Annotated in this window: 7 protein-coding genes, 2 tRNA genes, 2 rRNA genes and 2 pseudogenes; 7 read left to right on the top strand and 6 right to left on the bottom strand. The window is 53.6% G+C overall.

The window, feature by feature from the left end; translation table 11 throughout:
- The first annotated feature begins 39 nt into the window (after positions 1 to 39).
- The 3 genes from IGS75_RS01620 (at position 40) to IGS75_RS01610 (ending at position 3,104) form a co-directional block, all read left to right on the top strand.
- A 23S ribosomal RNA gene (locus IGS75_RS01620) occupies positions 40 to 2,775 on the top strand.
- An 84-nt stretch (positions 2,776 to 2,859) separates the two neighbouring features.
- Positions 2,860 to 2,974, top strand: a 5S ribosomal RNA gene (gene rrf / locus IGS75_RS01615).
- A gap of 53 nt (positions 2,975 to 3,027) precedes the next feature.
- A tRNA-Met gene (locus IGS75_RS01610) sits at positions 3,028 to 3,104 on the top strand.
- A gap of 233 nt (positions 3,105 to 3,337) precedes the next feature.
- Here IGS75_RS01610 and IGS75_RS01605 read toward each other — a convergent pair.
- The 4 genes and pseudogenes from IGS75_RS01605 to IGS75_RS01590 all read right to left on the bottom strand — a co-directional run bounded on the left by IGS75_RS01605 (position 3,338) and on the right by IGS75_RS01590 (position 6,828).
- Positions 3,338 to 4,071 (bottom strand): annotated as a pseudogene (locus IGS75_RS01605) (transposase).
- Positions 4,072 to 4,286: 215 nt separating this feature from the next.
- Positions 4,287 to 5,201 (bottom strand): LysR family transcriptional regulator, encoded by a 915-nt coding sequence (locus tag IGS75_RS01600; protein ID WP_202257400.1) that lies wholly within the window; start codon positions 5,199 to 5,201, stop codon positions 4,287 to 4,289.
- Between the two features lie 11 nt (positions 5,202 to 5,212).
- Positions 5,213 to 5,836, bottom strand: coding sequence for an alpha/beta hydrolase (locus tag IGS75_RS01595; RefSeq protein ID WP_202257399.1), 624 nt, complete (start codon positions 5,834 to 5,836; stop codon positions 5,213 to 5,215).
- Positions 5,833 to 6,828: a glutathione S-transferase family protein gene (locus tag IGS75_RS01590; protein WP_202257398.1), complete on the bottom strand. Its 996-nt coding sequence runs from the start codon at positions 6,826 to 6,828 to the stop codon at positions 5,833 to 5,835. The genes IGS75_RS01595 and IGS75_RS01590 overlap by 4 nt, the downstream gene beginning before the upstream one ends.
- A 536-nt stretch (positions 6,829 to 7,364) precedes the next feature.
- Between IGS75_RS01590 and IGS75_RS01585 the strand changes: the two are divergent.
- Positions 7,365 to 7,583, top strand: a pseudogene (locus IGS75_RS01585) (transposase); the annotation flags it as partial.
- On the opposite strand, the gene IGS75_RS01580 reads toward IGS75_RS01585, so the two are convergent.
- Positions 7,574 to 10,366 (bottom strand): glycoside hydrolase family 99-like domain-containing protein, encoded by a 2,793-nt coding sequence (locus IGS75_RS01580; protein ID WP_272929786.1) that lies wholly within the window; start codon positions 10,364 to 10,366, stop codon positions 7,574 to 7,576. The pseudogene IGS75_RS01585 and the gene IGS75_RS01580 sit on opposite strands and share 10 nt — an antisense overlap.
- A gap of 116 nt (positions 10,367 to 10,482) precedes the next feature.
- Between IGS75_RS01580 and IGS75_RS01575 the strand changes: the two genes are divergently transcribed.
- A tRNA-Ile gene (locus tag IGS75_RS01575) sits at positions 10,483 to 10,559 on the top strand.
- 1 nt (position 10,560) lies between these two features.
- On the opposite strand, the gene IGS75_RS15790 is transcribed toward IGS75_RS01575, so the two are convergent.
- Positions 10,561 to 10,863: a DUF3761 domain-containing protein gene (locus tag IGS75_RS15790; RefSeq protein ID WP_202257397.1), complete on the bottom strand. Its 303-nt coding sequence runs from the start codon at positions 10,861 to 10,863 to the stop codon at positions 10,561 to 10,563.
- A gap of 522 nt (positions 10,864 to 11,385) precedes the next feature.
- On the opposite strand from IGS75_RS15790, the gene IGS75_RS01565 reads away from it, so the two are divergent.
- Positions 11,386 to 11,562: a hypothetical protein gene (locus IGS75_RS01565; RefSeq protein ID WP_202257396.1), complete on the top strand. Its 177-nt coding sequence runs from the start codon at positions 11,386 to 11,388 to the stop codon at positions 11,560 to 11,562.
- Positions 11,563 to 11,609: 47 nt separating this feature from the next.
- Entirely contained in the window at positions 11,610 to 11,804 is a 195-nt protein-coding gene (locus tag IGS75_RS01560; RefSeq protein WP_202257395.1) for a hypothetical protein, read from the top strand.
- Positions 11,805 to 11,890 lie beyond the last annotated feature (86 nt).

Below are 11,890 nucleotides of genomic sequence, written 5' to 3'. Positions count from 1 at the left end.
GTTTCTGTGCATGTGTCTTTATCTTCGGATAAAGAATGGTGTGAGAATGAGAAGGGCGTTCGGTGGATGCCTTGGCACTAAGAGGCGATGAAGGACGTGGTACGCTGCGAAAAGCCATGGGGAGCCGCGAACAGGCTTTGATCCGTGGATGTCCGAATGGGGCAACCCCCTCGCAAGAGGATCATGCACTGAATACATAGGTGTATGAGGCAAACCCGGGGAACTGAAACATCTCAGTACCTGGAGGAAAAGACATCAACAGAGATTCCGCTAGTAGTGGCGAGCGAACGCGGAGCAGGCCAATGCCTGATCAGGAAGAAGCAAAACGGTCTGGAAAGTCCGGCAATAATGGGTGATAGCCCCGTATGCGTAGTGTTCTGATGAGGATTCGAGTAGGGCGGGGCACGTGAAACCCTGTCTGAACATGGGGGGACCACCCTCCAAGCCTAAATACTCCTTAGTGACCGATAGCGAACAAGTACCGTGAGGGAAAGGTGAAAAGCACCCCGATGAGGGGAGTGAAAGAGACCTGAAACCGGACGCCTACAAGCAGTCGGAGCCTCTTATGGGGTGACGGCGTACCTTTTGTATAATGGGTCAGCGAGTTTCTGTTTGCAGCGAGCTTAAGCCGTTAGGTGTAGGCGTAGCGAAAGCGAGTCTGAATAGGGCGAATGAGTTGCTGGCAGAAGACCCGAAACCGAGTGATCTAGCCATGGCCAGGCTGAAGGTGCGGTAACACGCACTGGAGGGCCGAACCCACGCCTGTTGAAAAAGTCGGGGATGAGCTGTGGCTAGGGGTGAAAGGCCAATCAAACTCGGAGATAGCTGGTTCTCCGCGAAATCTATTGAGGTAGATCGTCGGGTGTTTACCCTGGGGGGTAGAGCACTGGATGGGCTAGGGGGGCCCAAAGCCTTACCAAACCTAACCAAACTCCGAATACCCAGGAGTATAGCCCGGCAGACAGACAGTGGGTGCTAAGGTCCATTGTCGAGAGGGAAACAGCCCAGACCACCAGCTAAGGCCCCTAAATCGTGGCTAAGTGGGAAAGGATGTGGGGATTCCAAAACAACCAGGAGGTTGGCTTAGAAGCAGCCATCCTTTAAAGAAAGCGTAATAGCTCACTGGTCTATTAGAAACCCTGCGCCGAAAATGTAACGGGGCTCAAGCCACGTGCCGAAGCTGTGGGTGCATTCTTTGAATGCGCGGTAGCGGAGCGTTCCGTAAGTCTGCGAAGGAGACGGGGTGACCCTCTCTGGAGATATCGGAAGTGCGAATGCTGACATGAGTAGCGACAAACAGTGCGAGAAACACTGTCGCCGAAAGTCCAAGGGTTCCTGCGCAAGGTTAATCCACGCAGGGTGAGCCGGCCCCTAAGGCGAGGGCGAGAGCCGTAGTCGATGGGAACCAGTTGAATATTACTGGGCCTGCCAGAAGTGACGAATGAGAGATGTTGTCTGTCCTTAACGGATTGAACAGGCTTTTCAATCATTCCAGGAAATAGCTCTGGCGTATAGACCGTACCCGAAACCGACACAGGTGGACTGGTAGAGAATACCAAGGCGCTTGAGAGAACGATGCTGAAGGAACTAGGCAAATTGCTCGTGTAACTTCGGGATAAACGAGACCCGCTCGTGGGCAACCATGGACGGGTGGCACAGACCAGGGGGTAGCGACTGTTTAGTAAAAACACAGGGCTCTGCGAAATCGTGAGATGACGTATAGGGCCTGACGCCTGCCCGGTGCCGGAAGGTTAAGAGGAGGTGTGCAAGCACTGAATTGAAGCCCCGGTAAACGGCGGCCGTAACTATAACGGTCCTAAGGTAGCGAAATTCCTTGTCGGGTAAGTTCCGACCTGCACGAATGGCGTAACGACTTCCCCACTGTCTCCAGCATCGACTCAGCGAAATTGAATTCCCCGTGAAGATGCGGGGTACCCGCGGTCAGACGGAAAGACCCTATGAACCTTTACTGCAGCTTTGCAGTGGCATCAGAGACATTCTGTGTAGGATAGGTCGGAGGCTTTGAAGCCGGGGCGCCAGCACCGGTGGAGCCATCCTTGAAATACGACCCTGAATTTTTCTGATGTCTAACCGAGACCAGTAAGCCTGGTCCGGGACCCTGCATGGTGGGCAGTTTGACTGGGGCGGTCGCCTCCCAAAGTGTAACGGAGGCGCGCGATGGTGGGCTCAGGCCGGTCGGAAACCGGCTGTCGAGTGCAATGGCATAAGCCCGCCTGACTGTGAGAGTGACAGCTCGATCAGAGACGAAAGTCGGCCATAGTGATCCGGTGGTCCCACGTGGACGGGCCATCGCTCAACGGATAAAAGGTACTCTAGGGATAACAGGCTGATCTCCCCCAAGAGTCCACATCGACGGGGAGGTTTGGCACCTCGATGTCGGCTCATCACATCCTGGGGCTGGAGCAGGTCCCAAGGGTTCGGCTGTTCGCCGATTAAAGTGGTACGTGAGCTGGGTTTAGAACGTCGTGAGACAGTTCGGTCCCTATCTGCCGTGGGTGTAAGAGACTTGAGAGGATTTGTCCCTAGTACGAGAGGACCGGGATGAACATACCTCTGGTGCACCGGTTGTCACGCCAGTGGCACAGCCGGGTAGCTAAGTATGGACGGGATAACCGCTGAAAGCATCTAAGCGGGAAACCCACCTCAAAACTAGGTCTCATAGAGCCGTGAGAGACCATCACGTTGATAGGCCGGGTGTGAAAGTGCAGTAATGCATGCAGCTAACCGGTCCTAATCGCTCATACTTCTCACAACAAACACATGCACAGAAATCAGCCACACTTCCTTCACAACGCACCAATCTCCACCCTCTCTTAAAAGACAGGGTGGGCTGGAAGACCTGGTGGCCATTGCGAGGGCCCTACACCCGATCCCATCCCGAACTCGGCCGTGAAATCCCTCAGCGCCTATGATACTGCACCTTAAGGTGCGGAAAAGTCGGTCGCCGCCAGGTCCCCCAGCCTACCCATACACACCACAAAACCTCCCAACATCATCATACACCACCGCGGGGTGGAGCAGCCCGGTAGCTCGTCAGGCTCATAACCTGAAGGCCGCAGGTTCAAATCCTGCCCCCGCAACCATACAATCCTGCACCAAGACCTTCTCAAGAACGCCAGCATCAGGGTGATGCTCGGCGTTCTTCTTGTTCGTCGTAAACCAGAGCCCAGCATCGCAGCAAGCTGGAGGGATCGAAGAACCGTCAATTGATGTGCGTGGTCCGTGATTTCTGGCTTTTGTCGATTTGATTGACGGTTTGTGCGATGGCATCCGGTCTGCGTTTTGAGCAGATTGGGGGCTGTTACCCGCTTGATAGCTACGCTGTGGTGCTGATCCGCTGCAGAAAGAGAAAGCGGCGCATGTTGTAGACGATATTGGCCAGCCCGATCCTCATGGTGGCCCGGGTGATACCGACAGTTCGGACGAACAGTCCCGTCTGCGATTTCTGATCGGCAAAGACATGCTCGACGCGGGATCGGATCACGGACTTTCCTGCATTGGACCACTGGATATGGAGTGGCATGGGTTTGAGATGCGGCTTTTTGCGATGAACCTTTGAGACAAAGCCCTGCTTTTCCATGAAGTCTTCATTGGCTTTGGAGCCGCGACCAGCGTGGCACCCAGGATCTGGCCGGACATCGGCAGATAACCGGCGTTCCGCAGGGTCGCATCAAAGCGCTCAAACAGTCTTTCAATGGCCTCCGCCTGTGTCAGGCGTTCACGGAACAACCAGACTGTTTTGGCATCAGGCACCCGATCTGAAAGTCCCAGACCAAGGAAACACATGAACGACAGGCGGTCGTTGATGAGATACTCTGTCCGCTCATCAGACAAATTGTTGAGCGTCTGGATCACCAGGATCTTGAACATTAGCACCGGATCAAACGGCGGTCGCCCGCCTTTGCTTCCGTCAGAATACGCCAGAGCCTTCTCCAGCTCAGGGCGGAAGGCCTCAAAATCCACAGTCCGGGAAAACGCTTCGAGCTGATCACCAAGCCCGCTCTACCGGGCAAGCCGCTCTTCAACGTCAAAGAAACCAGACTGCTTCATAGCGCCATTCCCTCAGTCAGAACCAGACGAATGGAATCACACAGAACAAGTTAGCGCCAAGAGGGTTTTCGAACCCTTCATCTGCGCAAAACGCAGAGCGAAAACCAACTCCAAGAAACAGAAGTCAACACGTCAAAAACCAAAAATCAGGGAAAAGAGTAGTTAATTAAAAGTTTTTAGATTCCTCTAGGTATCGGCTGCGCCCTGAAAGAGAATTACCAGCCTTCGTCCCATTCTGCCCGGTTCCTGAAGTAATCCGAGAGAAAATCGGAGAGGGCTCGTACCTTTGCAGCAAGATGCCGTGCGGGTGGGTAAAGGGCGTGTATTCCCAGAACTGGCGGTTCGAAGTTGTGTAGTAGGGGTGTCAGCTTACCTTCCCGTATTTTGGGGCCTGCAATGAAGCTGGGCAGATAGGCTATTCCTAGGCCTCTTTCAGCTGCTGTCAGGCACGCTTCTCCGTTTGAAAAGGCGATGCGTCCGATCACGGGAACCTGAATGTCTTGTCGTGATGACTTGTCGTGGAAAGACCAATTGTGGGGTGTGCGGAAATTGGTGTCGATGATGCATGTATGCTGCGACAGTTCTTCCGGACGCTGGGGGGCACCACGGTCTGTGATGTAGGTCGGGGCGGCGACAGTGACGATCCGGGCATCGCACAGTTTGCGGACAATCAGGCTGCTGTCGGACAGACGCCCGATGCGAACGGCAAGATCGAAGCCCTCCTCAACTAGGTCCGCCAGCCGGTCTGAAAAACTGACATCTAGGCTAATGCCGGGATATTGCTCCGCAAAGGCTAGCAGCGCGGGCACCAGTTGGACGGCACCGAACGACATCGGGGCCGTGATCCGCAGTCTGCCCGAGGGTGCGCCCGATGTCTGGCGGATAGATGCATCGAGTGCGTCCCGCTCTTCGAGCAGAACCTTGACACGCTCATAATAGACCTGGCCGATCTCGGTAGCGGAGAGGGCGCGTGTTGTCCGCTTGATCAATTGCACGCCCAGGTCGGCTTCCAGGCGGGACATCATCTTGGAGGCCTGGCCGCTGCTGACTTCCATTCGCCCGGATGCCGCGATAAAACTTCCTGTTTCCAGAACGGCGACGAACAGGCGGTCAAGGCTTAGACGATCCAAATCACAGGTCCTTAGGACGCAAACGAACCGGGAAGCATCAGAGACCGTATGAATTCCTGCGCCCGCGTTATTCCCGAAGTCGTCAGAGTATGGCCGACGTCGGGCAGAATGTCACATGTGACGGTTATGCCGATCGTCGTCATAATCTGTGCGGCTCTGTGGGCTTCCTGCACCGGCATGATGGGGTCCGCATCGCCATGAAGCAGCAGAATTCGTGTTCCCGTGGACGGAGCATAAAAGGTGGGCGAGGCAAGCCGCCCGGAAAAGGCGGCCACGCCAGCCACGGGCCAGCGGCCGGAGACCACGGCATCCAGTGCCATGATCGATCCCTGAGAAAAGCCCACAAGCACTACCTGGTCCAGCCTGTTTTCAAAGCCGGCCTCCGAGATGCAGGACTGGAGCGTGTCGTCAAAAGCCTGCCGCGCAGCGACGATCCGTTCCGTCCGGTTGGCTTCCGTCACGCACTTGATGCTGAACCATTGTCGTCCGTTTGGCGCAAGGTCGAACGTGAACGGCGCATCGGGAGCGGCAAGGACTAGCGTGGGTAGATCTGCTCCCCATTGAGCCATTAACGGCGCAAAGGAAGCACCCTGGCTGCCGACCCCATGCAGGAAGATAATCAGGCCGGCGCTCATGTCTCTACCCCCGATGGGCGAGGTGTTGCAGGTAGACGTGCCGCCCATGCAAGGTCGGGTCCATGAGGCACGATGCCATTGGGGTTCAGAGCCTTGATCGAATAATAGCCGCGCTTGATATGATCGAGGCTGACGGTTCCCGCGACACCTCTGACCTCCAGCATCCGCTCCAGATAGCGGTCCAGGTTCGGGTAGTCCGCGAGGCGGCGGCGATTGCACTTGAACAACCCATGATAGGCGGCATCGAAACGGATCAGCGTTACGAACAGGCGGATGTCACTCTCGGTCAACTGGTCTCCGACCAGCCATGAGATGTCTGCGGACAGACGTGCTTCCAACGTGTCTAGCATGCTGAAAACACCCTCGAAGGCTTCGTCATAAGCCTGCTGGGTTGTCGCAAATCCGGCGCGATAGACGCCGTTGTTGAGCTGCGCATACAGTCCGTCGTTCAGGACATCGATTTCACTGCGCAGGGCTTCAGGATAGAGGTCGTAATTCGACGACGCCAGCGTGCCAAACCCAGAGTTGAACATCCGCACGATATCGGCAGATTCGTTGTTTACGATCGTCCGTCTTTCCTTGTCCCACAGGATCGGAACTGTGGCGCGACCCGTATAATGCGGATCGGCGCGGGTATAGAGTTCATGCATCCACGTTGCGCCATTGAGCGTATCGACGTTTGCTCCCGGATAATCACCAAAACGCCAGCCCTGATCGGTGAGGGCGGGCTCGACGACCGATACCGACACGATATTCTCCAGCCCTTTCAGGATACGGGCAATAAGCGTACGTGACGCCCAAGGACAGATCAGGGCGACGTAAAGATGATAGCGTTCTTTTGTGGCTGTAAAACCACCCTCGCCTGTGGGGCCGGGACTACCGTCAGGGGTGATCCAGTTGCGGAAAGACGAGGTCTGGCGGACAAAGCCGCCTTTCGCATCCTTGGCCTGAACCGGCTGCCAGTTTTCGACCCATTGTCCATCAACCAGCATTGGAAACTCCTGTTTTACAGTATCATGATAATCTCTGCATCGAAAGAAAGGCGTTTTCTTTCGATGCAGAGATTATTTGCTCGGCTATTATTAATATGACCGAATGCGAAAGATTAGCTGCCGTAGAAGCAAGGCACTCCTTCCTGGTGGGAAGGAGTGTTGCGATTGGATGTCTTCATGTAATGTTCATGGTAACCCTCTCATGAAGACGTTCATTAGGGAGTATTTTATTTGTATTATATAATAAAAATCACAATTTCTGAAAATTTCATCCGCATTAATAGAGGTTATTTGCATTTTTTTTGGTTATTTTGGTGTTATTCAGAATATAGGTAATGATTTCTCTGAATTATTGTGAGAAATTAGAGTCCTTTTGGAAATTGAGCGTGAGTGGTTTTCAGGGTGTCTGTTGCGTGATTCAAACTCAGGATGTGGACGCCAGAACAACGAGGCCGAATGGCCGACATTATAGGCAAGACGAAGCGTTATCCGTCTGATCTGACCGATGAAGAATGGGAGCGCATAGCGCCCCTGATGCCGCCTTTCACGACTTCACGGTTGAGATCATCCGGCGCTCAGATACGGTAAAAGGATTTGAAATTCTGCCACGTCGATGGGTCGTTGAACGGACATTCGGCTGGATGATCCGCTGGCGCCGACTGGTGAGGGATTACGAACAGCGTATCGACGTGGCAGAGGCCATGATCCACATCGCCATGGGAAGCCTCATGCTACGCCGAAATGCTCATCCCTGAATTTCCAAAAGAGCTCTTAGTCCGAATTGCTGCTCTAGTATTGTGCGGTAGTTTTTCTGGCGGCTGATATGTGTTTCTGGAAGTGTAAGTCGACTTGCCAGAAGGCGATGCATGTAGGCGATTTCGTCGATGTGATTACGTCGGCTGAGTGTATGGGTGACTGAATCTCCATGTCTTCGGTGCACATTGAGAGGTTGAGCCAGATAGATAATCTCGACGTTTTTCTGTGTGAGTAGTTCAAGATAAATGCGCCAGTCGCCTGCAACACGCAGGTTTTTTAGGTCTGTTTGACAACAATTGATCGCTGCCAATAAATGTTTCGTTCGAAAGAGGGCACTGCTGACGTTGAGGACAAGGTTACGTTCCGACAGGCATCTCCTGAGAAAATTTTCTCCTGTAAAATGACAGTCATTTTCCATTAGTAATCCTGCGCTCTTGGAGTAATAGGAGCGATAGGATGGCAAAATTAAAGCGCCGTCTTCGTTAACGGCCCGACTATCAGTAAATGCCATGACGACAGCGGGCTTGTTCTTGATCCCATCCAGAATATATTCAAGAAATTCCGGTTCACAGAAATCGTCCGCCTCGGCAATCCAGACCCAGTCGCCACGTGCGCTTCTGATGGCTTTGTGCCACTGTTTGAAGACCGAGCCTGAGGGGGCAGTATTCTCGATGCAGATGATTTCCCGATCCCAGTCTTTTGCCGTCTGTCGAGCAATTTCTAAGTTGTTATCGTCTGAGGCGTCGTCGAGCACGATGATTTCAAAGATCGGTACTGTCTGCGCAAAAATTGAAGCAAGGCGGTGGCTCATATAATGAGCGTAGTTGTGTGAGGGGATGACAACGGAAATTTTCGGGATTGTGGGAAGGGCGAGGCTTAGCAGTTTCTGGGCATAATGTTTGAAGCTGAAACGTTGTGCAGCGGCGTAGGCAGTTTTCTGTCGTTCACGGTTCGAGCGTTCTGTGGACCATCCCGCCAGTTTGTTTGCCGCGTTCGCCATCGCGGATATATCCGTAAAAGGAACAATGCTGTTGCGATGGTCTGTTTCAGAATCGATCTGTTGCAGGAGATCCGGAATTCCGCCGCTTTCCTCGAACGCAACACAAGGCAGTCCAGCTGCCAAAGCTTCTAGGACGACGGAGGGATACGGATCTTCGCGTGAAGTGAGAACAAAGACGTCTGCTGCAGCTAGCCATGCCGGCACATTTTCGACCCTGCCAGGCATATGGAATGTGCCACTGGAGAGGGCGTTGGTCAGTGCGGCATGCAGGTTGTTTTTCAGGGATGGGTCGATATCGCCCAGCCAGATACAGTGGACTGTGCCCCGCATTTTGCGCCAGAGCTGAAGGAAAAGGTCAAAGCCTTTGCGCAGGTCTGCATAGCCGGCGCCGATGATGATCCGGTCATCTGTCCTAAGGCCCATTTTCCTGCGGATTGTCTGCCGTGCCTGTACCGAAAAGGGCGATTCAGTGTAGAGGCCTTGCGGCAGGATTTGCAGTTTGTTGAGAGATTCCAGGTTAAGTTTTTTTGCTACATTTGCCGCTGGTGCAATGACATGGCTTGCCAGTGTACAGGCTTTTCCCATGGGGACGTGTAGGTTACGATTGCGCAGGAGTGCGGGTAGCTCATGAATGAGGAACAGGAACCCGATATCCGCTTCTGCAAGGTGGGGCGCGAGGGCTGAACTCGCTGCACTGTTAAGAATTGCAGACTGAAATCCCTGTCTGTGGAGATACTCCAGACGCGCCGTGGTGGTTTTTGAGTCCACCGCAACGATCTCTGTGGTCGCCACGCTACGGTATTCGTCGAGGAGAGCGCCGCCATCGAGAAGGAGGAACTGGATCTCAGTGCCAAAACAGTGCCTTAGCGTGCGACCGATTTCGAGCAGCAGTCGCTGTGCACCTGCGGGAAACGCGTCATGTCCAATCAGAAGGATTCCTGATCGCGAGCGGTTTTTCCCGACGCCAGTACAGGCGCGTGCCGTTGCGTTGAGATAGGCACTTCCGAAATGCTGATCCGGCTCCAGATAGGCGCCTTCGGCCCATTCATTCCAGGCGTTGATGCATACAACCGGCTCTCCGAAGAATGTGCGGGCCTGGGCTTGTTCGATCAAGCCGCTGAGCCAACGCTCATAGAGTTCCGGCGTTGATCCATGAAGGACGAGGCCTTTGCCCTGCCGACGTGCATCATTATCCCATGAAGGCGCTGCGGTCCTGATCAGGGGGAATGGGGTTCTCGGCTGGGCGAGAGCGTTGTCCACGACTGTGCTGTAGTCATAGACCTGACCGCTGAAGTCGTTATCGAACAGATTGATTTCGTCATTGATCAGATTGCAGTTCGAGACAACCTTGTGGGGTGGAAATTCGATGGCGCCGTCCAGGCCGAAGAGATCGGGGTTTTCGTCACCGAAAGCCTGTCCCATGACAAAAAGCGGATCCAGCCCATGGCGAGTGCGGAACAGAGTACGCCATCTGACGAAGGCGGTCGGAGCATCGGGGATGGTTCCAGGTCGATAGACCATAAGCACCGGTCGGCCATCAAAATGGATATAGCGTGGATCACGCAGATACCGGGCAAAGCAGTCCACAAGGGCTTCATCGTCCTCGGAACGGTAATCCTGCGCGATCAGTAGATCATCGTCTGATCCATCCCAGCGGCGGCTCCAGTTCTCGTTGGCCCACATGAGACAGAACGGAAGATCGATCTGCGGGTTGGACAGTAGAATTTCCAGAGGTTGGTCCAGAAGGCGTTTGCGGTTGAACCAAAAGCGATAAGCGTTGATTTTATTGGGTTATTTTCCGCTGTGTTGCGTTGGTTTTTCTAGTTGCGTGGAAGTCTCGTAGAAAAAATGAGGGCGTTTTCTTGCCTGCGCAACTGAGGTAAAAGACCTCGCAGGTTGCGCCTGTAGCTCAATTGGTTAGAGCCGTCCGCTCATAACGGATTGGTTGGGGGTTCAAGTCCCTCCGGGCGCACCAATTAAAGCCATTGCGCCACGCCTCCGTGATGGGAGCATGTCCCCTGGCGGTGTAGGCTGAAACTATAAGAACCGTCTTCGCATTTTGCAGAAGCACCATTCGGGACGAAGTTACGTACAGTGTGCGCCGGGGAGTGCACCAGCTTTCCATCCACATTCTGGTAACGACCGTGTTCTCTCAGAGTGTTCTCGTCAGGCTGCGATGTAACAGCTTGTGAAGGGTGAGGAGGTTGAAAAGCTAAGGCTGCACAAGTTGGCAGCAAAAAACTAAGCGTAAGCACACCCGCAACGATAAAGGAACGCATTACCTCGCCTCCATATGGAAGACTGAAGGATGCATGGCGGTTAGTTAACGTCAAGAAACATCACTAGACGGCCAACCATTCAGCCGTCACAGAATCCTTAACAGGTGAACTATTGGGGAAGATCCAATAGTTCGTACAGGCTAATCGAAATCTGCGGTGATCCAGCGAGTCGATACGAATGCATGCGGCAGTTGATTTTGCATAAGTGCGAAACAGCATCTGATTGCGGACATACAATCAAGCAGAGTACCTGCTGATACTCGGATTAATTATCTAAGTGTTCTCGCTTTGTGCAAAAAAGACTCGACTCAACATTTTGAGTACGCGAAATACATTTCGGCACCAGTGCATTAATGGATGGTGAACCGGGTAGCAGCCCGGCTCACCGTTTAGCACTGACTCGCAAGCATAAACGAGTTTGGTACACAGTGGAGCGTTTCGTTTGGAAACACCTTGCAGAACAGAACATTGCTTTGAAGTGTCCGAGTGTCAATGCATCATTGATAACGGAGACCATATTTTATGGCTTCAACACAACCGCGGGGAGACGTTCCTCCCCACGAGATCGCCATCATCATGCAGCGCATCAAGGCAGGAGAGCATCTCCACCTTATCGCTCGTGACTACTTCCAAAATCAGGGCAGGTTATCTGAACTGAAGAACGGAAAGCGCGCAACCTTCAAGGATCGTCGCCCGTAAAACCAGAATGGCGGGGCTGCGGCTCCGCCATTTTTTTGGAGAAAATCATGACCAACGGACAAAAGATCGAGGCAGCCGCAAAACAACTCTTTCTCAAAGAGAATCATAATTGCATTTGGGAGCCTGAGGTGGCCTTTGCCGAGAGGGGGATTGCGTCCAAAACCCCAGAGCCTCGAGTTCCAGCAACCGAATACCAAAAAAAAATCTACATGGCGCGAGCGCGTGAAGGGCTTGGGCTATAGGCTCAGCCGCCTTGCCTAATTGTCCCGCGCCGCACCGCGCCGATCACGGCACGAGCAGTGAAGGCATTTAATCTAGAATCGATGAC

Source organism: Gluconobacter sphaericus (assembly GCF_016757795.1).
Classification (GTDB): Bacteria; Pseudomonadota; Alphaproteobacteria; order Acetobacterales; family Acetobacteraceae; genus Gluconobacter; species Gluconobacter sphaericus.
Note: the sequence above shows the minus strand (reverse complement) of the source record. Positions and strands in the feature narration are given on the sequence as shown.

What these genes read in the sequence shown, in the direction of transcription:
- IGS75_RS01595 (WP_202257399.1), bottom strand. Translation starts at nt 5,836, where the DNA reads ATGAGCGCCGGCCTGATTATCTTCCTGCATGGGGTCGGCAGCCAGGGT.
- IGS75_RS01590 (WP_202257398.1), bottom strand. Translation starts at nt 6,828, where the DNA reads ATGCTGGTTGATGGACAATGGGTCGAAAACTGGCAGCCGGTTCAGGCC.
- IGS75_RS15790 (WP_202257397.1), bottom strand. Translation starts at nt 10,863, where the DNA reads ATGCGTTCCTTTATCGTTGCGGGTGTGCTTACGCTTAGTTTTTTGCTG.
- IGS75_RS01565 (WP_202257396.1), top strand. Translation starts at nt 11,386, where the DNA reads ATGGCTTCAACACAACCGCGGGGAGACGTTCCTCCCCACGAGATCGCC.
- IGS75_RS01560 (WP_202257395.1), top strand. Translation starts at nt 11,610, where the DNA reads ATGACCAACGGACAAAAGATCGAGGCAGCCGCAAAACAACTCTTTCTC.